The 24,879-nt window shown below is 70.0% G+C and carries 11 protein-coding genes; 1 reads left to right on the top strand and 10 read right to left on the bottom strand.

Annotated elements, in window-relative coordinates:
- Window positions 1-109 precede the first annotated feature (109 nt).
- Window positions 110-1,324: a fumarylacetoacetate hydrolase family protein gene (locus GFK26_RS19420; RefSeq protein ID WP_153283409.1), complete on the bottom strand. Its 1,215-nt coding sequence runs from the start codon at window positions 1,322-1,324 to the stop codon at window positions 110-112.
- A 431-nt stretch (window positions 1,325-1,755) separates the two neighbouring features.
- On the opposite strand from GFK26_RS19420, the gene GFK26_RS19415 reads away from it, so the two are divergent.
- Window positions 1,756-2,751 (top strand): LysR family transcriptional regulator, encoded by a 996-nt coding sequence (locus GFK26_RS19415; RefSeq protein ID WP_153283408.1) that lies wholly within the window; start codon window positions 1,756-1,758, stop codon window positions 2,749-2,751.
- Window positions 2,752-2,835: 84 nt separating this feature from the next.
- Here the strand turns inward: GFK26_RS19415 and GFK26_RS19410 are convergent, their stop codons facing one another.
- The 9 genes from GFK26_RS19410 to GFK26_RS19370 form a co-directional block, all read right to left on the bottom strand.
- On the bottom strand, window positions 2,836-5,355 hold the full coding sequence (locus GFK26_RS19410; protein ID WP_416222501.1) for a TonB-dependent siderophore receptor: 2,520 nt from the start codon (window positions 5,353-5,355) through the stop codon (window positions 2,836-2,838).
- 137 nt (window positions 5,356-5,492) lie between these two features.
- Window positions 5,493-6,473 carry a FecR domain-containing protein gene (locus tag GFK26_RS19405; RefSeq protein ID WP_228121699.1) on the bottom strand — a complete coding sequence of 327 codons (981 nt, stop codon included), beginning with the start codon at window positions 6,471-6,473 and terminating at the stop codon, window positions 5,493-5,495.
- Complete coding sequence (locus tag GFK26_RS19400; protein ID WP_153283407.1) at window positions 6,470-6,997, bottom strand: sigma-70 family RNA polymerase sigma factor; 528 nt, start codon at window positions 6,995-6,997, stop codon at window positions 6,470-6,472. The genes GFK26_RS19405 and GFK26_RS19400 overlap by 4 nt, the downstream gene beginning before the upstream one ends.
- A 207-nt stretch (window positions 6,998-7,204) precedes the next feature.
- Window positions 7,205-7,426, bottom strand: coding sequence for a hypothetical protein (locus GFK26_RS19395; RefSeq protein ID WP_153283406.1), 222 nt, complete (start codon window positions 7,424-7,426; stop codon window positions 7,205-7,207).
- 53 nt (window positions 7,427-7,479) lie between these two features.
- Complete coding sequence (locus tag GFK26_RS19390) at window positions 7,480-20,979, bottom strand: filamentous haemagglutinin family protein (protein WP_194273910.1); 13,500 nt, start codon at window positions 20,977-20,979, stop codon at window positions 7,480-7,482.
- Window positions 20,980-21,122: 143 nt separating this feature from the next.
- On the bottom strand, window positions 21,123-22,121 hold the full coding sequence (locus GFK26_RS19385) for a FecR family protein (protein WP_153283404.1): 999 nt from the start codon (window positions 22,119-22,121) through the stop codon (window positions 21,123-21,125).
- Window positions 22,108-22,668: an RNA polymerase sigma factor gene (locus GFK26_RS19380; RefSeq protein WP_153283403.1), complete on the bottom strand. Its 561-nt coding sequence runs from the start codon at window positions 22,666-22,668 to the stop codon at window positions 22,108-22,110. Before GFK26_RS19380 ends, GFK26_RS19385 begins: the two co-directional genes overlap by 14 nt.
- Window positions 22,669-22,673: 5 nt before the next feature.
- The gene (locus GFK26_RS19375; protein ID WP_153283402.1) at window positions 22,674-23,408 is read right to left on the bottom strand and encodes a hypothetical protein; all 735 of its coding nucleotides are present in this window, start codon (window positions 23,406-23,408) and stop codon (window positions 22,674-22,676) included.
- A gap of 175 nt (window positions 23,409-23,583) precedes the next feature.
- Window positions 23,584-24,795: a tyrosine-type recombinase/integrase gene (locus tag GFK26_RS19370; RefSeq protein WP_153283401.1), complete on the bottom strand. Its 1,212-nt coding sequence runs from the start codon at window positions 24,793-24,795 to the stop codon at window positions 23,584-23,586.
- Window positions 24,796-24,879 lie beyond the last annotated feature (84 nt).

The following is a 24,879-nucleotide window of genomic DNA, read 5'->3' as shown; positions in this document are numbered from 1 at the left end:
TTGAAAGGAATCACTCCCGGGCGGGAACGCGCTCAGGTCTTCAATGACGTCGCCGAACACCGGCACCTCCCTCACGGCGAGTGCGGGGTCCCCATGAGGCGCCCGGCTGTCACAGCCGCGCCCCCTGCAGCAGGCCGCGCTCGGCCAGGTTGCCGATGAAGGCACGCAGGCCGAAGCGCCAGGGCGGTGCGGCCTCGCAATGCGTGACCCGGTTTCTCAGGCAGCCCAGCCAGGGGCTGTGGATGCTGACCACATCGCCCAGCTTGTGGGTGAAGCCGCCGCCGGGCTCGTCGCGGTCTTCGGTGGGCGCGAACAGCGTGCCCAGGAACAGCATGAAGCCGTCGGGATACTGGTGGCAGGCCAGGGTTTGCGCGATCAGGTCGAGCGGGTCGCGGCTGATGCTGGCCATGGTGTTGATGCCTCGCAGCGTGTAGCCGTCGTCGCCGGTCACGTGCAGGTGCACGGTCTCGCGGCGCAGCTGGTCGAGGCCGAAGTGGCCATCGAACAGGCGGATGAAGGGGCCGATGGCGCAGGACGCGTTGTTGTCCTTGGCCTTGCCGAGCAGCAGCGCGCTGCGGCCTTCGATGTCGCGCAGGTTGACGTCGTTGCCCAGCGCGGCGCCGACGATGTCACCGCGGCTGCTGACGGCCAGCACCACCTCGGGCTCGGGGTTGTTCCAGGTCGATTCGGAGCGGATGCCGATGTCCTGGCCATGCCCCACCGATGCCAGCACCGGCGCCTTGGTGAAGACCTCGGCATCGGGCCCGATGCCGACCTCCAGGTATTGCGACCACAGCTTCTGCTGCTGCAGCAGGCTCTTCAGCGCCAGCGCTTCGGCCGAGCCGGGACGGATGTCGGACAGGCTGGTGCCGATCAGCGCCGTGATCTGGCTGCGCAGCGCGAGCGCACGACTGGCGTCGCCGCCGGCCTGCTCCTCGATCACGCGTTCGATCATGCTGCCGGCAAAGGTCACGCCAGCGGCCTTGACCACCTGCAGGTCGCAGGGCGCCAGCAGCCAGGGAACGGCGGGGTCCTGGCTTTCCGCCTTGCTGTTGTCGAGCAGCGCATCGACGCTGCACAGGTACTCGCCGGCCACCGCACGCACGGCTTGCGCCGGCTGGTCGGTTTCCAGCAGCGTACTCATGGTGGCGAAGTGCCGGCTCAGATCGAACACGCCGTCGGGGCGCAGCACCACCACGGCCGGGCCCGCGGGCGTGCCGGCACGCCAGACGCGACCGACGAGCGTTCCGGCCAGGCCGTCCTGCGGCAGCGCCTGGTGCAGGCCATCGGTGCGCACCGGCATGGCCGTCGTTGTTGCAGTCATTCAGATTTCCTTGGGGCTTGATCAATGGTTGTGGTGCGGCGTGCGTTCGGCGATGCGGCGGCACATGGCCTCGCAAGGGGATGGGCTGGGCGGCATCTGCAGCGCGGGCAAGTCGCGACGACCGGCCTTGCGACCGACGCGGATCACGTCACCGGCGTGCAGCCAGCGCAGCCCGCCGCCTGCTGCGCGAAGCGGGGCCGGCCCATGCGGCCGGCAGTGCAGTCGCCAGACCCAACGATGTGATTTTCATGATGTCTCCGGAATGGAATGTGCGGGGTGCAACGGCCTTGCCGCGCGTCGCCGGCTCTCTGCGAAGCCGTGCTTGATGGACCCGAAGGCTAGGTGACGGCCCTCTGCCGGTCCACTGACTTTTTCGCTAGCATCCATTCCAAATGCTGATGAGTTCAGGCAAGACCTCTGACAAACCCCTGATGCTGGCGCAAGTCTCGCGTCTGCGTTTCCGGCATCTGCAGTTCCTCGACATCCTGGGCAAGACGCGCAATTTGCGCCTGACGGCCGAGCAGATGTACATGACGCAGTCGGCGGCCACCAAGGTGCTGATGGACATCGAGGAGATGCTGGAAGCGCGCCTGTTCGATCGCCTGCCGCGCGACATGCAACCGAACGAGCTGGGACTCTTCACCTTGCGCTATGCGTACTCGGCACTGGACGGCCACCGCAAGTTCGTGGACGAGTTCAGCAACCTGAAACTCGGAGGGCACGGCCATCTGTCGATCGGTGCCATCTCGGGTGCGGCGGCGCATCTGCTGATTGCCGCGGTGGCCGAGCTGCAGCGCCTGCGGCCGCTGCTGGTGGTGAAGGTGCTGGAACAGAGCAGCGATCAGCTGATCGTGTGGCTGGCCGAACGCAAGATCGACGTGATGATCGGCCGCTTCACCGACGAGTCTCAGCGCGACCAGTTCCACTACGAAAACCTGACCAGTGAAGGGTTGCAGATCACTGCAGGCGTGCACCATCCGCTGCGCGGATCGAAGACTCCTGGACTGAGGGAACTGTCGAACTGGCCGTGGATTCTTTATCCGACATCCACGGCGCTGCGCAAGGTGTCGGATGACATCTTCCGCAGCACAGGCCTGTCGCTCACCTCGGGCATCGTCGAGACGCCGTCGTTTCTGTTCGCGCTGGAACTGATGCAAAGCACGACCATGCTGTCGCTGCAGCCCGCCGCGCTGGTGGACAAATATGTACGGCGCGGCCTGCTGACACGCATCGCGGCCGAGCTCCCCAACCGCATCCCCGACTTCGGCCTGATCACGCTGCAAGGCGAGCCCCCCAGCACGCCCGTGCTGGCGTTCATGGACGTGATCCGCAGCATGGCCGACCGCGAGGCCGAAGCGGCCTTGGCCGAAAGAGCGACGCCCGGTGCCAGGACCAAGCCACGGGGCCGCACGTCTTCTCGCTGTTGAGCAGCCGGTCGAGCCGCCGCTGGTTCCGCTTCTTCAGCGCATCTGGCTGCGCCATGAACCGTCGTCGCGGCAGGGCCGCGCGACCTACCAGCGATGCGAGTAGCTCACCTTCAACACCGCACCCGCTGCCGGCAACCGGCTCGTGTTGTTGCTGTTGCGCAGGAGCTGGCTGTACAGCGGGAAGTACCGGCGGTTGAACAGGTTCTCCACGCCGATGACGACGTTGTTCTTCTCGTCGATCTTGAAGCGGCTGATGAGGTCGACCGTGGTGTAGCCGCTGGCCTCGCGGCGCCCGAAGCTGTTCACGCCGTCGAGCCGGTAGTCCTTCGAGCCGTATGACACGGCCTGCAGCCGGTGGCTCCAGCGGGCGCTAGGTTTGTACTCGACGTAGGCGGTCAGCTTGAGCGGCGGGATGCGGTAGCCCCACATGTCCTGGTAGCGCGTGCCGCCCTGCGGCAGCTCGCGGCCCTTCATCCAGGTGAAGGAACCGCCCGCGGCCCAGCGGTCGCTGCTGCCCGCGTAGTCGATGGCGCCTTCGATGCCGTGGATGCGCTCCCGGGTGCGCGTCATGACCAGGCCGTTGAACGAGCTCTGCACTGCGCCCAGCGCCGATTGCGAATGAAACACGCTGAGGCTGGCCGCCGCGTTGTCGAAGCGGCCGCGCCAGCCCAGCTCCACCGTGTCGGTCTTCACCGGCTGCAGGTTGGAGCTGCGGATGTTGAAGCTGGGCGTTGCGTTGCGCACCTGCAGGCCGATGTCGGGCAGCTCGAAGCCCTGGCTGTACGAGGCGTAGATATCGTGGCGCTTGCTCGGGTTGAACACCACGCCGGCGTTGTAGGTCCAGCCGCTGTAGTCCACGGTACCGCCCGCCACCTGGGCGGGATGGCGTGCGCGCAACTGCGACAGCGGCGTGAAGCTGTCGAAGCGCGCGCTGGCCTTGTCGTAGCGCGCGCCGCCCTCCACCGACCACTGTTCGTTGAAGCGGTGCTGCAGCTGGCCGAAGACGCCCAGGCTGCGCGTGGTGATCGGCGGCATGAAGATCAGCGTGCCCATGCGCTGGAAGCTCAGCCCGCGGCTGCTGTCGTACAGCCTGGCGTCGAACACGTCCAGCGGCATGTCGGTGCGCTCCTGGTTGAAGTCGGCGCCCCAGGTGAGCTGCGTCTTCTTGTCGGCGCCGAACGGCGTCTTGACCGTGAGCCGCCCGCCGTACACGCGCGAGTTCTGCATCACCTGGTCGACGCTCGAGCCACGCGCCACGACGCCGCGCGCGTCGAAGGGCGCGAAGCGGGTGAAGAAGTCGCGGTAGTACAGCTGCGCGGCCAGCGTGCTGCCGGCGATGTCGCGGTTCGTGTAGTCCAGGCCGAGCAGGCTGTTGGTCACGCGGTTCTGCTGGTCGAGCTGCAGGCCCTTGAGCGGGCGCGCTGCGACGCTGCCCGCGGGCAGTTTGGCAACGGACGGGTCGGAGGCGTCGTCGGTGTCCTGCTTCGCGTCGTAGTGGCTGGCCGACAGCTGCAGCCGCTGGTTGGCGTCGATGCGGTAGCCGATCTTGGCGGAGGCGTTGTAGATGTTCGAGTCGAACAGGTCGCCCTGGCTGGGCTCGGGCGCAATGCGGTCGCCGCGCGCGTCGTACGAGCCGCCCACGCGCCGCGCGCCCAGGCTCACCGAGTAGTCGAAGACCTCGCCGCCGCCCGAGATGTAGTGCTGCACCTCGCCGCCGAGGCCGGCGCCGCCCGGACGCGACAGCGGCAGCACGCCGGTGACGGTGGTCTCTGCGCGCGGCTCGCCGCTGGGCTGGCGCGTGCGGATCGACACGATGCCGCCGGCCGCGCCGCTGCCGTAGATGGCGCTGCTGCCGCGCAGCACCTCAATCTGTTCGACGTCGGCGGGGTTGATGTTGGCGAGGTTGCGCGACGAATCGCGGTTGGTGTTGAGCGGAATGCCGTCGACCAGCACGAGCATGTTGCGCCCGCGCAGGGTCTGGCCGAAGTCGGTGATGGTGTGGCTCGAATCGGCCATGCCGGGCACGACCTTGCTGAGCAGCGTCGCGACGCTGTCGGAGCCCTGGCGCAGGGTGTCGAGCTCTTCACGCTCGAGCACGGTGACCTGCCGGGTCGGCGCCATGAGGTTGCTCTGCGTGCGCCCGGTGACGGTGACGGCGGGCAGCGCGTCGTCCGCCGGTGCGGATTCAACCGCCGGCGCGGCGGCGGCGGGCGCCGGCGCCGCATCCAGCGTGAAGTCGCCGCCGGCCAGCCGACGCGCGCGCAAGCCGCTGCCTTCCAGCAGCCGGCCGAGTCCTTCTTCGGCCGAGAACTCGCCGGCAAGGCCGGGCGTGGTCAGCCCGCGCGTGCGGGCCAGGTCGAAGCTGAGGTTGAAGCCGCCCTGCCCCGCGAAGCTCAGCAACGCCGGCCCGAGCGGACCGGCCGGCACGCGGTAGGCCTTGCGCACCGGGGCCGCCACGGCGTCGGCCGCATGGGCCGGCACCATGGCCAGCCCGACGGTGGCCAGGCCGAGGGCGCACAGCGCACCCCGCACGGCTTGCACGGCGAGGCGCTGGCGGTGCGTGGCGTCACGGGAGGTGGGGAGAACGGAAGGCCGGTCGGTCATGAAGGGTGTCCTTGTCGCATGTCGCATGTCGGGATGTGGATGGCGGTGTGCTTTCAATCGACATGACAGGCGAGACGCGAAAACCGGACACGCACCGGCAAGATTTTTTTGGGGGCGGCGCGCGCTGCGCCGGCCGATCACCGGGACGTGACCGTCACCCAGTAGCGCGTGCGTGCGTCGACGCGCACGGGCAAGGTCTGTGCGAGCACGGCGAGCACGCGGTCGGTGTCTTCGAGCTGGAACGCGCCCGACACGCGCAGGTCAGCCACGGCCGGGTCGCAGCGCAGCACGCCGCTGCGGTAGCGGCCGATGTCGGCCAGCACATCGGCCAGGCGCATGTCCTCGGCGTAGAGCACGCCCTGCGTCCAGGCCTCGGCGCCCGTCGCAGCCGGCGCCACGGGGCCCGTCGCATCGGCGGTGAAGCGCATCTGCCGGCCAGCCGGAACGATCACCGGCGTGCTGGCCGCGCGGGCCGGGCTCACCTCCACTGCACCGGCCAGCACGGTGAGGCGGCTGTGCCCTTCTTCGTCGATGCGCACGATGAAGCGCGTGCCCAGCGCGCGCAACCGGCCTTGCGGCGTCTCGACCAGGAACGGGCGCTGGAAGCCCGGGTTCGCATCGGGTGCGGTCTCGACGAGGATTTCGCCGCTTCGCTGCCGCACCAGCCGCTGCGTGGCGTCGAACACCACGTCGATGGCCGTCGCGGTGTTGAGCAGGGTGAGGCTGCGGTCGGGCAACTCGACAGTGCGGCGCTCGCCGGTCGCGGTGCGGTATTCGGCGCCCAGCGACGGCCAGGGCACGGCGCGGTAGCCGACCCAGGCGGCGGTCGGTGCGGCCAGCAGCACGGCCACGGTGCGCAGCAGCGCGCGCCGGTTGGCCGCGCCGCGGCGCCGGTCGAGCACCGGCATGCCCACGCCCGGCGGCACCGCGCCGAACTTGCGGCTCAGTTGCTCGGCGCTGTGCCACACCCGTTGATGCGCGGGACTCTGGTCGCGCCACTGCGTCCAGCGCTGCGCGTCGGCCTCGGACAGCCGGCCCGCATGCATGCGCGCGAGCCACTGCGCGGCCTCGTCCACCAGGCGCGGATCGACAGCGCCGTGTGCCTGCGTCGCGCTCACAGCGGCGTCGCCAGCATGAGCCGCAGGCACTGCGCGAAGCCTCGCGCCATGTAGCGCGTCACGGTGCGCACGCTGACGCCGAGCCGCGCGGCGATCTCTTCATAGGCCAGGCCTTCGAGCTGCGACAGCAGGAACGCGGTGCGCGCGCGGGCGGGCAGTTCGTCGAGCAGCGCGTCGAGTTCGTGCAGGGTCTCGAGCAGGATCGCGCGCTCCTCGACCGAGGGCACCAGCGCGTCGGGCAACTGCGCGAGCGAGGCTTGGTAAGCGCGCTCCAGCGACTGGCGTTCGCGGTGGTTGATCACGAGGCGCTTGGCCACCGTGGTCAGGTAGGCGCGCGGTTCGTGCAGCGTGGGAATGGCGCCGGCCCGCAGGCCGGACCACATGCGCAGGAAGGTGTCGTGGGCGATGTCCGCCGCATCGAAGCTGTTGCCCAGACGGCCGCGCAGCCAGCTGAAAAGCCAGCCATGGTGCGCGCGGTAGAGGGCGTGCGCCTGCTGGTGCGGGGTCGACTCGCCGACAGCCATCGATGCCTCTTTTCGGATGAAAAACTTTCGCACTCATTATAAATGCGAATACTTCTCAACAAATAAGGGTCCGCCATCGCTGGCTGTGAGGCTTCCCAATGAAAAAGGGCGTCCGGTTGTTGGTTGCCGCCGAAAATTGCCCCCCCTAATTCCCAGTAATTTCCGCCGAATCTGATCCCGATGGAGATCGCCGTGCGCTTCCGGCGCCTAGCATGCACAGCATGCCGGCGTATCGCCGGTGGTTTCGCAGTGCTGCTTCCGCTTGACCCAGCGGTAGCCTGTTTCACTCGTCTCGAGAGCTTCTGCCCTCCCACGTGCGATCTGCTCGGGCGTACGCACCACCGCATGCTCGCCACGCTTCATCTCCTCAACGGAGCGCAGCAGAGCTGCGGCGAACAGCTCGATTTCGTTGCCCTTGGCTCTCGGCATTCGAAGGCCCCTTCGCAGCGAGCATGCACACGATGCACACGACAGTCAGCGGCTCAGCGTTTCAGCCCCCGCTGCTCGCCCGGCGTGAGCGACTGCATCTGCGCGGTCGTGAGCGTGCCCGCGCCGAGCACCTGCACCACACCCTTGGGGTCGTAGGCCGCGCCGCTGCGCTCGGGTCCGGCACCGCCGCCACCGGCCTCGCCGCCCGCGGGTTCGTTGCCGAAGCCGAGCACGCGCACGGTGAACACCGACGGCAGCGCTTGGCGCTGGGCCGCGCGGTCGCGCTGCACGGCGTCCTGCGCCGCTGTGGCAGCCTGCGAGGCCGCCGCGCTGGCATTGGTCAACGCTCCCACATTGACGGCGGCGACCACCGGGATGCCCACCGACTCGCCCTGCACCTGGATGTTCTCGGCGTTGACCACCTGGAGCGCCGCCAAGTTGACATTGCCCGAGACGCGGATGCCCGCCTCGCCTGCATCGATGGTGCCCAACGGCGCGATCAGGTCGATGTCACCGGGCGGCACTTCCGGGATCGGGTTGAGCGTGGCGATGCCGGCGCCGGTGTTCGGCGTGGTCGGCGACAGGGACACGTTGCCGATGCTGTCGTAGGCACGCCGCTGCGGCGTGTAGACGACGGTGGTCTTGCTGCCCCGCCCGGCGTTGATGTCGCCTTCGGCCGACCACGCCAGGATGTGCCCGCCGAAGGTGGTGAAGATGCGGCTCTGGCCCAGCAGCAGGCTACCTTGCGTGTAGATCCGGATGTCGCCCGCGCCCTGCGTGAGCAGGCCCGAGCCTTCGCCCGGAGTGAAGCCGCCGTCCACCCCAACCAGCGCGCGGCCGCCCGGCACCATCAGGCTGATGTCGCCGCCGAAGTCGGTGTGCATGCCGGCGTCGAGCACCTTGTAGAACGGCACGTCGTAGCCCGGGCTGCCGCGCGCCACCCACTCGTCCTCGCGGATGTATGTCAGGCCGCGCTCGGGCCGGCGGGTGGCGGGGCTGTCGACGTACTGCCTGTAGTACAGCGCGCTGCTGAACATCGTGAGGTCGCCCTCGTAGCGCAAGGCGCTGCCTTCGGCATCCTGCGCCGGGAACAGCGTGGCGATGGCTTCGCGCCCGCGCAGGTAGCTGCCCGAGCGCTTGCCGTCCGCGTCGTTGTACTCGCGGCCGGCGGCCTTGAGTTCGGCGTAGTAGATGTCGCGCAGGAACACGTTCTGCTGCGCCGGTGGCAGCGCGGTGAAGAAGGCGCGCGCGTCCATGGTCGCGGCATCGAAATGCAGCCCCAAGCCGTTGGCGCCGCCGAAGCGCTCGCTCAGCCACTTGACCAGGTGCAGGCTGCCGCTGTAGATCTCGAGCGCCTTGCCCGGCTGGTCGGCGAAGGCCACCGCCGGATCGGCCTGGTTGGCCGGATCCAGGTAGCGCTCGGCGAATGCGCGCCAAGCGGGTCCGTGCGATCCGACGCCCGCCATGACCGCGATGCCGGCGCCACTGCCTCGGTCGCCGGGCACCGCGCTGGCCACCGGGCCGATGCTGCGCAGCTCGGCCTTGTCGGCCATGTAGACATTACGCCCGGCACTGAGGTCCAGCAGGCCCGGGCCCGCGACGTAGAAGGTACTGGTGAGAATGTCGCGACCCGCTTCGACGACCGACACGTCGTCCAGGCTGTTGTGCACGATCAGGTTGCCGCGGCCCGTTCCGCCCGGCACGGCTACAGGTTTCTGCGGGGCACCGAGATCACCTAGGTTCTCCATCGTGAGCCAGCCCAGCGCGCCCGGCTCGAAGCGATAGACGCTGCCCAGGTTGTCGTAGCTCCCCAGCGTGGTGCCGGCATTGACGATGTCGCGCCCCGCACGGATCGCCACCGGCCCGCCGCCGTCGTACCAGCTCGCGTAGCTGCCGAGCTGGCCGGTGTTGTTGCCCCGGTGGATGATCGATCCGGTACGAAGACCGATGATGTCGCCTTGCGCCGCGTAGTAGCGCGCCGGCGGCTGCCCCACGTGCACATGGCCGGAAGCCGTCGGCGGTGTGAACGAGAACAGCGGATACGTGCCCGCTCCGCCGCCGCCGCCCATGGGACCCGTGTTCAGCAGCACCGCCGGCGCGAGGGCGGCGCTGCTCACGTTGTGCACCTTGCGCGGGCCGTACCAGATGGTTTCCGCGTCCCCCACGAAACCGGGGTTGAACGGGCTGGGCAACGCGGTCGGGTCCGCGCCCGACATCGAGAAGCCGAAGCCGCCTGCATAGATGGAACCGGCGGCCAGCAGCTCGAGCTGGCCGGTGCCGGTCGCCTTGAAGTGCGGATCCACCGGGGATGGCGCCAGCACCACGTGCTGCCGCGTGATGGTGGTGTCCTCGTTGGCGGGCTTGTAGCCGTAGTAGAGGCTGCCGCTGGCGGCCGCCGCACGGAAGATCGACGGGTACAGGTTCGCGCCGTCGGTCGCCGTGGCATCGCCCTGCCCATTGCTCAGCCATGCCAGGGTGGGCGCCAGATGGCCGCCCGCAGACAGCAGGTCCACGGCCGTGGACGGCGTCCACAGCGAGAACCAGCTGAAGCCGCCGCCGTCGTGCTGCGCACCGTCCGCATGGAAGGGCGTGCCGCCGCTGAACTGGGGCACGCGGCCGGGATCGACCACGTTGGCGATCACCAGGTCGCCGCGCGCATCGATCCGCACCCCGGCATCGCCGGGCACCAGCACCGGCCCACCGCTGGCGGTGGCGGAGCTGGCCGTGGCCAGGCCATAGGCGCGCGACTCCTTGCTGTCCTGCCGACCATAGAGCAGCTCGACGCCGCCGACGCTGCCTGCCTCCAGCCGCAGCGCACCGCGCAGGTTGACGAGCATGCCGTTGAGGTCGACTCGGTGCGTGTCGCGCAGATAGGCGGTGTTGGCACTCTCGCCGGAACTGCGTCCGCTGAAACTGCGCAGCGCTGGATCGGCATTGAGCCCACCGCCGATGCGAACGTCGAGGTCACCGCCGCCCGTGAGCACCAAGCTGCCATCCGACGCCATGCGCCCGGTGCCGGCCACCGCCAGGTTCAGGCCCTGGCTGCGGTTGACGAAGACCGCACCCCAATCGCCGCGGCCGGTGAGCATGCCCGCATCGCCGCCGGCTTCCAGCACCAGGTTGCCGCCGCCCAGCGTTCCGAAGCCGGTGAAGCCGACGAGGCGCGGCATCGGACTGTAGGCGTTGCCGTCTTCCACGAACGACGGCACGTAAGTGCCGAAATTGATCCACCACGCGGTGGGCACGGCCTCGGGGCCGGTCTCCACGCGGCCGGTGCCCTGGCGCCACAGCCAGGTGCCGACCGACGCGCTGCCGGTGAGCGGCGCCACCGGGTAGCCGAAGCCTTCCTCGCGCTGTCGTTCCCCGCGCCGGCCGATGCTGTCGCCCATCACCTCGCCCTGCGCGCGCAGCAGCAGGTTGCCCCCGGCTTCGGGGTACCAGGCCGCATAGAGGCTCTGACCGCCGCCGTCCACCAGCGGTGCGAAAGACCTGCCCTTCGGACCCAGCAGCGTGCCGTCGTGGCCGACGCTGCGGCCCAGGTCATGGCGATCGGGCTGGCCCGCTGGCGCCAGGGACGCCGACGGCGTGCCCGCGGTGTAGACGCCGTAGAGCGAGGTGGTGAGGATGTCGGCGCCCGAGACGACACGCAGGTCGCCCGTTCCGGTGCGCAGCACGCTGAAGAGCTCCTCGCGCACGGGACGCGAAACCCGGGTGGTGTCGGGCGGCGTGCCGGGGCTCTCCACGGCCACCGTGTTGCCCAGACCCCAGTCGTTCAGCTCCAGCGGTGACGCGGATATGAAGCCGAAATCGAACAGTGTCTGCAGGGCCTCTGGCGTAATCGTGCCGCCCGGCACCAGGGTCCCCGGCGGCAGCCCCCACGTCTCCCACATCGCAACATCCGCATCGGCCGCCCACCGGTACGTGGCTGGCGTGCCGGTCCCCGGCACGGGCACCTCGTCCTGGCCCATGCCGTAGTGCAGGTCGGACACCCGCACGCCGCCCTTCGTACCGCGGGCCGTCGCCAACCGGTCGGCAGCCCCCGTTTCGGCGCCGCCGACCAGCGTGATGTCCCACGACTGCGAGCCCGAAGGCAGCATCGGGGCCACCGCCCAGTTGCGGCCCTGCATGCCGTCGGCTTCGCGCGGGCGCAGGTCCACCATCTCGGCGCCGCCGGGCAGCCTGACCACCGTCTCGCTGGGGACGAGCGAGCCTTTGCGCAGCGTCAGGTCCTGCGCAAGCTGCACGCCATTGGGTGTGCTCCATGCATCGGTCGTGTCGTTGACCGCGCCGATCGGGAACGGCAGCGCCACGCCGCGCGGCCAGGTCATGGCGGCGACCTTCGCGCCCACCGGCAGGCGCACGCCCGCACCCAGCCGGGCGCCCTCGGGCAGCGTGGTCCCTTGCGCCAGCACCGTGCCCGCCGCATGCAGCAGGTTGCCCGCGGCATCGGACACCGGGCCCGACAACACCGTGCCAGCCGCCAGGCTCAGCGGCTCGCTCAAGGTGGCGGCGACCGGCAGCAGCGTGTTCGCGGCCAGGCTCATCGCCTGCATCGGCAGGTCGTAGTTCAGGACCTTGCCAGACGGGAAGAAGGTGTCCCGCGCGAGCGTGACCAGCCCGCCGTGCGGCACGACTACATCGGCGCCCCAGGGCTGTCGGCCCTTGAGCAGGACCCAGCCGTTGTCGTCGGCGGTGGCGTGCAGGCGCGAACCGTCGAAACCGTCGCTGATGCTGCCGAACACCTCGAGGTTGCCCGCCGCGCGCACCACCAGCGCGCCGGCCTCGCCCGATCCGTACGCATCCGTCATCTGCGTGGCGGGGTTCACGCTGGCGTAGCGGTATCTCGACAGGTCGATGTCGCCGTCGATGTGCAGATCGCCATCGGTGTTGGCCGCATGGCTGGCAACCTCGAGCCCCGGACGCAGGCGGAACTGCGACGTGTAGCCGCGCAGGCCCGCGAGCTTGCCGTTCATCAGGCTGGCGTTGTCCAGCGCATTGCCGATGAACGCCACGCTGTCGGCATGACGAGCGTCCAGCCAAGCCTGGTCGATCCGCTGGTAGGTGCGGCCGTCGGCCGTGGCGTCAGTGCCGGCCGGGGCACTGTCGTCAGTGATGAAGGCATTGACGACGATGGCCTTGGCGCCGTCGATGGCGATGGTTCCGGCCGCGTCGATGTCGACGTCGTTGCCGCGCGCGCCGCCCAGGCGCGGTGCGTTGAGCACGACCGTTCCCTGGTGGCGACTGGCACCGGCCACGCGCAGGTCCATGCGCACACCGCTTGCGAGCGTGAGGCGCCCGTCGCCCGAGTCGACCTCGATGACCGCCCGGTTCGGTGCGTCGATGGTCTGGCCATAGCTGTCGACACGCTGCACGCTGGCATGGGCGTCTAGCACGGCCGAACCCGTGAACGTCACACCCTGCCGGCCCGCCAGGCGGATGCTGCCGACCTGTTCGCCGCTGGCGTCGATGGTGCCGTGGACCGTGAGATGGCCCCTGTCGACCGATACGTTGACTTCGCGCGCCTTGATCTCGCTTCCGATGGCCAAATCGCCTTGCTTCAGCTGGAAGCTGCGGCGCCCGACGACACCGCCGTCGGTGAGGCGCCGGTTGAGCCCGGAGAAATCGGCGATGTGCTGCGCGCGCACCTCGATGGCACCGGCAGCGAAAGGCACCTCGGTGCCGCCGGCGTCGTAGTGGCCGCTGCTCGCGCCTTCGAGCGTGCCGGCCAGCGCCACGGTGCCCGCGCCCTGGCCGAGCGCGATGGCCGTGAGCTTGCCGGCCCGGTTGTTCCGTGCCGACAGGTCGATGCGGGAGCCCGCGGACTGCGCGATGTCGCCGCCCCGGCTCTCGATCGCGACGTCGCCGCCCCAGCTGTAGCGGGCGGTGTCGAAGAAGCCGATGCGACGGCCGGCCAGGTCGATTTGCGCGCCGTCGCCAAGCTGCACGTTGCCCTGCGCGCCGAGGCCCAGCTTGCCGCTGGGCAGCAGCACGGCGGTGTCGAGCACCAGGCGGCCGGCCAGGCTGTCCAGCGCCAGTTCGGCGCCCAGCGCGCCAGCCGGCGTGGCGCTTTCGGTCGGCGCCGCAGCACCGGCAGGCCTGCCCACGCGGATGTCGCCGCCGGCCGAGAGCCTGTTGACGGAGCCTGCCCGGCCGGTCAACAGCGGCGTGCTGATGTTCAGGTTGCCGCCGCTGCGGTCGAAGGCCTTGGTGGCGTCGTTCCACGCACCTTGCGCCGCATGGACCGACAGCGTGCCCTTGTGGTTGGCCGTGATGCGCTCGGCCGCGTTCAAGTTCACCGACGCGAAACCCAACGCCAGCCGGTCGTGCGAGCGCACCGAATCCACGCGGATGCCGGGGCCGAAGCCGAACTCGATTTCGCGCGCATCGACCGTGAGCTGCCCGCTGCCGGTGCCCGCGCCGCCCGCCACGACGGCGCCCGCCGGATTGATCGTGCCGGTCCAGACCAGCGTGTCGGTGTGGATGCGCGCGGTGTCGCCCGCGCTGCCGCTGCCGTAGATGGCCGGCGTGCCGAGCACCAGGCGCTCCAGCGCGGAGCGGCCGGTGGCGGGGTCGATGGTGGACAGCGTCACGTTGCCGAAGAAGTTGACCGAATCGCGCGCGGTCAGCACCAGGTTCTCCAGGGCCGGCGCGCCCACGCTGGTGTCACCGAGCAGCAGTCGGCCGAGCACGTCCTGGTTGAGCGTCAGGCCCGCCTTCAGCACGCCGCGCGCGGCGGCGTCGCTCAGCGCTGGCGCGGTGCCAGCGTTGATGCTGCCCACGGCGAGCACGAGGTTGCGCGTGCCGTAGCGCACCGCATCGCCGAGCACGAAGCGGTTGTCCGTTGCCGCCGTGATCGTGCCTTCGGAATACAGCCGCGTGACGCCGCTGCAGCCCGCCGCCACGGCGCAGTTGCCGATCTCGATCGAACCCGCGCCGTTGCCCTGCGCATCTGCGGCCGACGGCGCCAGCATGTGGAGCACGCCGTTGGAGACGGCGAGCATCGAACTGCGCCCCGGGTCGTAGGCATAGCCCTGGCCGGCGTCGTACGACGCGGCACCCCGGCCCAGCGTGTTGATGGCGGCGCCCTGCTCCAGCACGATGCCGCCATCGACGCGGCCGGTCAGCAGGAACACCTCGGCCGCCTTCAGCTCTGCGCCCGCGCGCAGCACGATGCCGCCGGTGTTCGCGCCAGCCACGCTGATGATGTTCGCCGACTGGTGCGATCCGGTCTGCGAGTCGGTGTAGACGGACCTGAGCTCACCGCCGATGACCAGCCGCGAAGCGCCGAGCGCATTCAGGCTGCTCGCATGCACCGACACGCCATCGAAGCCGCTCGTGGGCGCGGCCCCGTCGGCGAGCAGCTCGTAGCGCGATGCGTTGCGGACCACCGCGGTCGCCCCATGGCCGCCGCCTGCGGCGTTGCCGCGCAGCGCGCCATCGAAGCGCAGCGCAGGCGCCGCGCCGAGCGCGCCAGCCTGGTCGGGCGACAGGAAATTGAAGTGAACGGCCTTTGCATCGCGTTCCAGCACCGGGCGCGGCACCCCGTCGCGCGCGGCCACGGCGGTCGCGAAGCCGGCGTAGCTGGTCTCGTTGTACTGCGAGTAGCTGCGCAGAGTGCCGGCCGGCGTGAGCACCACCTGCGTGGGCAGCACGTCCTGCACGCCCGACTGGGCCATGCCCAGGCGCGCCGACGTGCTCCATGAGCCGTTGCGCATTGCACTGCCGGTGCCGAAGGCGCTGACACTCGCGGCCAAGCCGTTGAGCTCGACGCGGAAGGCGCCCGGCAACAGCGCATAGGTCGAGGGCAGCAGCGTGTAGGTGCCTGCGGGCAGGCCCGGTACACCCGCGCCGATGGTGATCTGCCGGCCGATCGCCGGATCGCCCGCGCCCTTCTCGGGGGCGACGGGCGCCTGCCCCGCCTGCGCGCCGGGCACGATGGCGTACACCGGGTTGGTGGCCAGGCCCGGCAGCACGAAGCCGCGGCCGTCGCCCGACCGCTGCATCAGCGGATGCAGGCGTGCATCGGTGGAGCCGCCGCGCCCGCTCAGGAAGGCCGCGCCGGTCAGCTCGCCGCCGCCGGACAGGTCGATCACCGCGCCGCCGCGCACATCGACGGCGTGCGCGTTGAACAGGACCTTCGGCTCGAGGCCGACGCCGCGGTAGTCCACATCCGCGCCGTCGTAGTAGTAGCTCAGCCCGTCGACTGTGCCGCCGTAGGGCATGGTCAGGCCATTGGCACTGACCGACGTGACACTGCCCGGCAGCAGGTTGACCTGCCCGGTGTAGCCGCTGCCGTCGGCCCGCCCCAGCGTGATGCTGCCCAGGGGCGCGCGCAGCACGCCGCCCTGGTTGACTGTGGCGGCGAAGAAAGCCATCTCGCCGAACACGCTGTACGGCATCGGCGGCAGCACCTCGCCGACGCGTTCGATGTCCAGGCTGCGTGCCGGGTCGAGCGCGATGCTGGCGTTGCCCCAGGTGTCGAAGGCGGTTCGCTGGCCCACCACCACCGTGCCGCTGCCGTGGATCTGGCGCGCCGCCAACACCATGTCGCCCGGCGAGAACAGGGCCGCGCCGCGCAGGCGCAGGTCGCCGCGGCTGCGCAGTTGCACGTCGCCGAAGGCATCGCGCTCGACCTTCAGGGGCGTGCCGCTGTTGTGCACGATCTCGCCGCGCGCACCCATGCCGAACTCGCCCACCACATCGATCAGGCCGCCCTCGAGCAGCAGCCCCGCGCCCTCGGCGACCAGCGGCACCCCCAGCGTGCCGCTGCCCGCGCTGACGTTCCTTGAGCCGAACACCGGATTGGGCATCAGGGTGCCGTCCCCTTGGCGGGCCGTGCTGCCAGCCAGCCGCAGGTACGGTGCCGACAGGTGCACCCGGCTGTCGCGGGGCGCCGACTGGCTCAGCCCGAGCGCACTCGCGGTGAGGTACAGCGCGTTGCCCATCTGCAGCTCGACGTTGCCATCGAAGCCAAGCAGTCCGTTGGCGAACAGCGACAGCGTGTCGAAGCCGCCGGCATGCACCGCATCCACGCCGTAGCGCGCCTTGCCGTAGGCCAGGCCCGCATCGGCAGCACCCGCTTTCAGGTCGGCGCGCAGGCCGCTGCCCGCATGGGTCTGCCCCAGCACCAGCTCGCGCGGCACGCGCACCTCGTCGCTGACGGCATCGCCCAGAAGGCTGTTGCGTTCGACGCCGAGATAGACCGGCGTCTCCAAGTTGAGCGCCAGGCTGCCGCCGGATGCGCCTGCCCCGCCCGCTGCGGCGCGCAGCGCGCCGTCGATGTAGAGTCCGTTGCCCGAACTCAGCGAGATCGCGCCGCCGTCGCTGGGCAGGAAGACCTCGCCCAGGCCCGGCAGGTCGAGCGTGGCGGACGCACCGGAGGCATCCAGCCGCGCGCCCTTGCGCACCACGACAAAGCTGTCGATCGCATCGAAGATCTGCGCCGCCAGGTCGTGCCTGCCGCCGATTTCGATGACGCCGCCATCGAGCACCTGCCCATGGCGCCGACCCTTCGCGTCCACACCGACGTATGCCTGGCCGGAAACGTCGAGCACCGCCTGCTCGCCGATCCAGAGCGAGCGCGCGCTGGGGGCGCCCTGCGACGAGCCCGTGCCGAAGGTGCCCGGCAATACGGAGATGCGTCCGCCGTGCGCCCGCAGTTCGCCCTCGATGGTGATCTGCGCATTGCCGGTCAGCGTGATGGCCTCGCCCGGATCAACGGTGATGCGCGCGCCCGCGCCGACGTGCGCGTCGCCCTCGGACAGCCGCGAGCCCGCCACCAGCGAGAGGCTGGCGCCTTCGCGCAGGCGCATCCGCGCCTTTGCCGGATCGTTCTGCAGCAGCGGCGGCAACCACGCCTGCAGCGCGAGCGACGGGTCTTCGCCGCTGGCAAGCCCGCGCGCCAGCGCAGGGTCCGCGCGCAGCACCGGCATGGCGACCGAGAGCTGCGCGCCGTCGACGACAACCAGTCCGTCCTGGCCCTCGACCGCGTAGTGGCGGAAGCCACTCTGGAACAGGCCAGTGCCCAGCGCCAGCGAAGGCTGCACCGCCACCGCTTCGGGCCAGAAGGTGCCGACCGGAATGCGCATGCCCGCCGGCACGACCACCGGCGCGGCCGCGATGCTGCCAGCCTGGTAGCTGCGCGTGGAGGGCGTGATCGGGAGGCCGTCGGGGAAGACGCTGGCCGGCAGCACGTAGCCCGCATCGAGCCTGCCGATGGTGGTCAGCACCGTGCCGGCGGGAAGGGTCGCGCCGGCGTGGACCTGCTGGCCGCCCGCAGTGACCACGGTCACCGGCACCAGCCACGGCGCCTGCAGGGTCACGGGGTTGCCGGACTGGACCAGGGGCTGCGTGCCGGTCAGCAAGGGCTGGCCCGGCAACAGGCGCGACACCGTGACCGAGAAGTTCATCGGGATGACCTGGCCCGCGCCGACGACGTAGTCGTTGGCCAGCCGCAGCGGCAGCGTGGTGGCCTGGCCGGCCTGCAACTGCTCGACGGCCTGCGGCAGCCTGCCGCCGATGCTGACCAGCGTGCCATGGGCGATATGGAGCTGACCGCCACCCTCGACGCCATGTCCGCGCAACGCACCGTCCAGCGAAAGCACGCCGGTGCCGCTGTGTTGCCCGGCGGCCAGGTCGACGTCCCCGCCGCGGCCGCCCCGCAGCGAGCCGTCCGCCATCAAGGCCGCGCCGGAAGACACATCGATCAGGCTGTCCTTTCCGATGGCCACGTTGCCGCTGCCGCGGATCGCCACCTTGCCGCCGTCGATGAAGGGCAGCCCGCCGGAGCCGGCGGGGTCCTGCTGCAGGTTGCTCCACACGCCCCGCACGTCCAGCCTCACGCCGTCAGCCACCACCGTCTCCAGGGCTCGCCCGGTCGGCACCGTGAGGCTGACGGGCTCTTCGAGCCACGCGCCGCCGGCCGCTTCGGAGCGGCGGACGAACAGGTTGCCCAGGGCGATGGAGCCGCTGCGTGCGGTGAGATCGGCATCGACGCGGACCTGCGTCGCATGCAGAGCGATGTCGCCGCCCGTGGCCACCTCGACGCCCTTTTGCACCATCACGGCACCGCGCGCATAAACCTCCAATGCACCCAGCCCGAGCCCGTTGAGCCAGCCGGCGTCGAGCACGATGCGCCCACTGTCGGGCATGGCGCCGTCGGGCATGTCGCCGATCAGGACCTCGTTCACGATCGCAGCGGGGCTGTCGCGCAGGCGGCCTGTCTGCTTGTCGTAGATCGGCGTGAGGCTGCCGAGCACAAGCCGCGCGCCGCGGGCGACCGCCGTCTGCGCCTGCTGGTAGCCGTCCATGTCCGCATCGCGGCCGCGCGTCTGGCGCTCGCCCTGGAAGGTCGTGCCTTCGACGTCGCCCTCGAGCACCGCCGCCTGCGTGGCGACCACGAGCCTGCCCGCGTCGCGGCCGACGGTGTAGCCGTTCTCCAGCCGCCGCATCGGCCCGATCAGTGGGCTGTAGAACGATTCTTCAGCTGCGTTGCCCCAGCGCACATGCTCGGTCCGGAAGCCCTTGTAGACGCCGCTGTAGAGCAGGTCGCCCGGTGCACGCGAGGCGTTGTAGAGCCGGCCGTCGGTTCCCACGAGCCACGACTGGTGGATATAACCGGTCTGCACGTCGAGCGTTCCGCCGGACACATTGATGGACGAGCCCGGCCGTGTGACGAGCTCGCTGCCGCCGAACTGCACGGTGCCCCCCAGCGCCGACCATTCGGCGATGCCGTGTCCGGTCACGCCGAGGTAGCCGCCCACCTCGAGCAGGCCGCCCGCCGTGTACCAGCGGTCGGTCTCGTAGCCGTTCGTGCCGGCGGCCACTCGGACCAGGTCGCGCCGGTCTAGCCAGAGGTTGCTGTTGTTCAGCCGCTTCGAGTCGCGGTTGCCGGGCGCATCGCGCTGCTCGTTGCCCTGCACATTGACCTGCACGTTGTTGGCCTCCATCGCGACGACGACGCCGACCGCGCCCGCAACGTCGATGGCGGCGCCCGCGTGCACGGTGCTGCGGCGGGGGGCATCCACCAGCACCTGGCCGCCCGTGGCAAGCGTCAACGAGCCGGCGTTGAAGTCGACGCTGCTCCCGCTGTCGATCCGGACCAGCGACTGGTCGCGCCGGTGAGACACGCCGTCTCCGGGTCTCTCGGAAGCCTGGACCAGCGTCTCGCGCTGCACGTCGAGCGCGGTGGTCGCGGACGCATCGAGCACCACCGCCGTCAGGCTGCCCTCGCCCATCGTCACCTGGCTCGCGGCATCGGCCCGGTCCGCCAGCAGGTGGACCGTGCCACGCGTGTGTACCGAGGTGGTGGCGACCAGCGCGCCTTCCTGGCGCAGGTTCTTCCCGACCAGGGTGATGTCGCCGGTCGTCGCCTGCACCAAGCCGCTGTTGAGGACATCTCCGGCCCCGCTGCCGCTGTTGCGCAACGAGCTCACGACGTTGCCGCGCGTGGTGGAGGCCTGATTCGAATCGGTGGCCAGGCCCTTGCGGATCACGAAGGCATCGCCAGCGCCGAGCACGGTCTGGCCGGAGGGCGTGGCAATCTCGCCGGCATTGCGCACTTCGCGGCCCAGCAGCAGCACATATCCGCCGCCCTCCGTCACCGACTGCGGCGCGCGCGTGGCGATGCGCGCGCCGGTTTCGACGGTGACGCCGGCAGTCGCCGCGCCGTGAGCGAAGCTGCTGGCACCGATGGCGAGGTCGTTGGCGAAGGTGGGAATATGGGCCGACCCCTGCGCCTCGCTGAACAGCCCCTTGCCAAACTGTGCGTCGCTGATGTTCAACGCCGATGCCGCCAAGTTGCGCGTGTCGATCTGGCTGCTGCCGCTGAAGATGATGCCGTTCCGGTTGACCACCATCACCGTGCCATCGGCCTTGATCTGGCCTTGTATCTGGCTTGGCCGAGCCTTCGGATCGTTCACCCGGTTGAGCACCGCCCAGTTGACCTTCTGGTCGAACTTCACCGTGGTGTTCCTGCCGACGTTGAAGGTCTCCCAGTTGAGGATCGCCTTGTCTGCCGTCTGCTCGACCATGACCACCGTGCGGCCCGCGGCCTGCCGCTGCGAATCGGCCGTGAGCGGGCGCGCGTTGTGCCAGCCGGCGGTGAGCGCATTCGTGTCGACCTTCAGGCCGCCTTCGGCAAGGCCGTCGGGCACCGACGGATCGTTCTGTGCAGCCGCGCGCGCTGCGGCCTGGGCCGATTGTTGCGCCGCGATGGCACGCGCCGCCAAATTCAAATTGCCGATGGACTGCTGCAGCTGTTCGTTCGCGCGTTGCTGCTGTGCCTGCGGTCCCGCGAGCATCGCGGCGGGCATGCCGTTGGGCAGGCGGCCGGTGGCCAGCGCGGTGCTCTGCGCCATGTTCTTCTGCGCCATCCAGGCGCCGCTGAAAGCCTGCTGCGCCTGCACGCCGTCGAACGCTGCACCGCCGGCTAGCAGCAGCGCGATGGCGCGCACCAGTGGCGTGAGCCGTGCCTGCACGACTGCCGTGGACGAGGAAGAGGACGCGTTCGGCTGACTACGCCGGGACACCGTGCGGCTGCTGCTGCGTTGCATGCGGACTTCCATGAGTTCGTGTTTCGTTGCTCGATTGGGGCCACGAACCGAAACGGCTCGTGGACTACCGAGCTATGACAGCGAAGGTCGGGTGCGACTGCACCATGTCACGAAATCTTCACGAACGCGCGGTTCGGCACGCCTCAGGCGTTCGCGGCGCCCAGCAGCACGATGCCGCCGGGCAACTGCGTGAGTTCGGCGCCATACACATCGCGCACGAGGAGGGCCACGTCGTCCAGCCGGTCGATGGAAAAGCTGGCCTGCACGCGGCTGCGGCCCAGCGCCTCGCTCGTGAGGATGAGCCGGCCATGGCGGTAGCGGTTGACCTCAGCCACCACCTGTGACAGCGGCACCTGGTCGAACACGAGCTGGCGGCGGCGCCATGCGATGACAGCGGCGGTGTCCACGGCCGTGGCAACGCCGAGCCCGGCAGCGCCGTAGCGCAGCTGCCGGCCCTCGTCGAGCCGCACCTGCTGCGTGCCTTGCGCCACGTCGACCTGTCCCGCAAGGCAGGTCACGCAGACCTCGCCGTCGAAATGGCGGATGTTGAAGCGCGCGCGCGTCGCCGACACCGTGCCTGCGCCCGCCGCGACCGTGATGCGCGCCGAGGTCGAACCGCCGGCCAGCACCTCGGCCTCGCCGGACACCAGCTCGATGGCCTCGCCTGCGGGCTCTGGCGCCGCGCCGCGCCGCAGGTTGATACGCGTTTGCGTGTTCATCTGCAGCACCACGCCGTCGCCCATGGCGACCTCGCGCTGTTCACCGGTGACAGTGCGGTAGTCGTCGCCCCACTCGGCGAGCGAGGGCCACAGCGCCAGCGGCGGCGACACAGTGAGGTAGGCGACCGATGCCGCGACCGCACCGCCCAGGAAGGCGCGGCGGCCGGGCACCGGAAGGCGGCGGGCCGCCTCGCGCCCCTCCTGCTGGCGCACGCGCTGCGCGGCCGGCGCCATGGCCTGCCACACCTCGCGCGCCTGCACGAAGGCCTGCGCATGGTCGCGGCTGCGCGCGCACCAGCGCCGGAAGGCCTGACCGTCGGCCTCCGTCGCCTGTTGCGAGCCGAGCCGCACCACCCAGGCTTGCGCTTCGCGTTGCAGGGTCTTCATGGCCTCGGTCGCTTCGGGTTCTTCAGCGGTCATCATGGGAAGACTGTTTTCCGGCGCCGGGACCGAAGCGCTGGATGAAATCCCTGCCGAGCCGCTCGCAGCAATGCTCGAGACCGGCGCGCAGTTCTTTTTCGACGGTGCGCGCCGACACGCCGTAACGCGCCGCGATGTCCTTGTGCGGCATCTCGTCGATTCGCGCGGCCAGCACGATGGCGCGGCGGCGGCGCGGCAGCTCAGCCAGCGCGCGCTCGAGCGCCTCGAGTTCGTTGCGCGCCTCGGCGCCGCGCGCGGGGTCGGCGGCCTCGTCAGCCATGTCGTACAGCGCTTCGATCTCACCCACGCTCAGCAGCCGCGCGTTGCTCTTGCGCTGGTCTTCCGCCACGTTCAGCGCAATGCGGAACAGGTAGGCCGAGGGATAGCGCACGGCGCTGCGCACGGTCGAGCTCTCCACGCGCAGGTAAGCCTCCTGCAGCGCATCGTTGGCGAGGTCTTCCGAGCCGAGGCGGTGGTGCAGGTGCTTGCGGAACTGCGCATAGCGCGCGAGAAACAACGCGCGCAGCGACGCCTTGATTGATTCGGACATGCGCCTCAGCCCACGGCACCGGCCGCGCGCGCACGCAGGTACGGGCGGCAGTCGCGCGCCGGGTCGGGACGCGGGGTCAGCAGGAGGGTGACGGGCTGCGTCAGCGCGGCCGGCAGCGGCGTGTCCAGGCCGAGCGTGCGCAGGCTGGCGAGCACCGCGGCGTCGCGCGCCGGCACGCCACTGCCCTCGAGCAGGCGGACCTCGGTGACGACACCCGCCGCGTCGATCCACAACTGGATCGCGAGCCGGTAGCGGCCGAAGGCGTCGGGTTGCGCAACGCACAGCACACGGGTGACTGCACCCTGCAGGACGGCCGCGTAGGCCTGCAAGGCACCGGCACTGCCTGCCGTGGGGGCGCCCGCCGGCGCGCGTTCGTCCTGAACCGCGGTTGTCGCCTGTACCGGCATGAGCGTGAACGCGCTGGCGCCGGTGTAGCGGGCCACCAGCCCGGTGCCGACAAGCATGCGCTGCAGTGCTTCATGCGGCGCGAAGTCGCCTTGCACAGGCGACGCCTCGCGCCCATCGGTGAGGCGGCTGGTGACGAGCACCGAGTGGCCTGTGAGGTGGCCGAAGACGGCAAGGGAGCGCGCCAGCGGCTGCGCCGGCAGATCGAAATGCAAAGGCACCGCGTCGGTCGCCATGTCGTCGGCTGCTGCCGCGTGGGCGGCGCACATCACCAGCGCCATGACAAGGCACCAGGACAGTGTCAGGGCACCGCCCGATGCGGGAGTACGTGTCATGTGACGGAGGATCAACAACAGGAAGAGTTTGGGAAGCGGCCGTCCGCCGCGCGGCCACGGTGAGCGTGCTGGCGAGACTAGCCGCCGCGCATGACCGACATGTGACGTTTTGTTCACACTTCCGGCGCAGTGCGATCCGCATCCCTCTATGTCTGCGGGCACACCATGACGCCAACTACGCGGCCTTGAACGCCAGAATCTTTGCCCCTTGACGAAGCTGGTCGAGGTGATCGGCCCACGCCTGCATCATCGCGGCGCGCGGCTTGAGGTACTTCGAGTGGTCGTAGGCGCCAGCAACGCGATTACGCTTCAGATGCGAGAGCTGCACCTCGATGTGCGCATCCTCGAAACCCATCTCGTGCAACTCGGTCGACGCCACGCCGCGGAACCCGTGCCCGGTCATCTGCCCGGCGTAGCCCATGCGCTTCAACGCACCCAGGATCGTGTTGTTGCTCATCGGCTTCTCGTGATCGCGCTCACCTGGGAACAGCAGAACGCCGTGGCCAGTGATGAGGTGCAAGGTGCGCAGCACCTCCACCGCTTGCTTCGACAGCGGCACGATGTGGGGCGTCTCCATCTTCATCCGCTCTTTCGGAATGCGCCACACGGCGCCGTCGAGATCGAACTCATCCCAGCTCGCGCCGATCAGCTCACCGGTGCGCACGAAGGTATACGCCAGCAGCTTCACGGCCAGGCGTGTGATGGCGGCTCCGCCGTAGCCCTCGATCTTGCGCAGCAGGTCGGGCAGTTCGTCGGCGCCCACGCGCGCGAAGTTCTTCGTCTTTCGCGACGGCAGCACGTCGCTGGGCTTGATGTCAGCGACGGGGTTACGTTCCGCGAGCCCGTGCGCCACGGCGTAGCGGAATACCTGGCCGGACATCTGGAGGCAGCGCTTTGCGATGTCGAGCGCGCCGCGCTCGGCGATCTTCTTGAGCATCGCAACCAGTTCGGCCGGCTTGACCTCAGACACAGGCCGGCTGCCGATGGCCGGGAACACGTCGATCTCCAGCCGGCGCCAGACGCTGAGCGCATGCCGCTCGCTCTTTGTGGGCTTCCACTGGGCCTGCCACTGCTCGGCAACCGACTTGAACGAGTTCTCCGCGGCAATGCGACTGGCCACCTTCTCAGTCTTTCGCTGCGCCATCGGGTCAACACCTGTCGCCTTCAGCTTGCGGGCCGTCTGGTGTGCTTCTCGTGCGTCAGCGAGTGGCACGTCGGGGTAGCTGCCGAATGCCATGGTCTTCTGCTTGCCCTCATGCCGGTAGTTCCAGCGCCAGAGCTTGCCGCCGGCGGGAGTGACCTGGAGATAGAGGCCAGCCGCGTCGGCGAGGTTGTAGGGTTTTGCCTCGGGCTTCGCCTTGCGAACGGCGGTGTCGGAGAGTGCCATTGAGCGCCTTCATGACGGGCCCGCACGGTAGATACCATCAGCTCGATCGGCCGATACCAGCGCTCATACCAGCAAAACCCGCTG

Origin of the sequence: Variovorax paradoxus, assembly GCF_009498455.1 — a bacterium.
Classification (GTDB): Bacteria; Pseudomonadota; Gammaproteobacteria; order Burkholderiales; family Burkholderiaceae_C; genus Variovorax; species Variovorax paradoxus_H.
The sequence above is the reverse complement of the archived record's forward strand: the minus strand, read 5'-3'. Positions and strand labels throughout refer to the sequence as shown.

Coding starts and splice junctions, on each gene's coding strand:
- GFK26_RS19420 (WP_153283409.1), bottom strand. CDS start 1,324: ATGACTGCAACAACGACGGCCATGCCGGTGCGCACCGATGGCCTGCAC.
- GFK26_RS19415 (WP_153283408.1), top strand. CDS start 1,756: ATGCTGGCGCAAGTCTCGCGTCTGCGTTTCCGGCATCTGCAGTTCCTC.
- GFK26_RS19410 (WP_416222501.1), bottom strand. CDS start 5,355: ATGACCGACCGGCCTTCCGTTCTCCCCACCTCCCGTGACGCCACGCAC.
- GFK26_RS19400 (WP_153283407.1), bottom strand. CDS start 6,997: ATGGCTGTCGGCGAGTCGACCCCGCACCAGCAGGCGCACGCCCTCTAC.
- GFK26_RS19395 (WP_153283406.1), bottom strand. CDS start 7,426: ATGCCGAGAGCCAAGGGCAACGAAATCGAGCTGTTCGCCGCAGCTCTG.
- GFK26_RS19390 (WP_194273910.1), bottom strand. CDS start 20,979: ATGCAACGCAGCAGCAGCCGCACGGTGTCCCGGCGTAGTCAGCCGAAC.
- GFK26_RS19385 (WP_153283404.1), bottom strand. CDS start 22,121: ATGATGACCGCTGAAGAACCCGAAGCGACCGAGGCCATGAAGACCCTG.
- GFK26_RS19380 (WP_153283403.1), bottom strand. CDS start 22,668: ATGTCCGAATCAATCAAGGCGTCGCTGCGCGCGTTGTTTCTCGCGCGC.
- GFK26_RS19375 (WP_153283402.1), bottom strand. CDS start 23,408: ATGACACGTACTCCCGCATCGGGCGGTGCCCTGACACTGTCCTGGTGC.
- GFK26_RS19370 (WP_153283401.1), bottom strand. CDS start 24,795: ATGGCACTCTCCGACACCGCCGTTCGCAAGGCGAAGCCCGAGGCAAAA.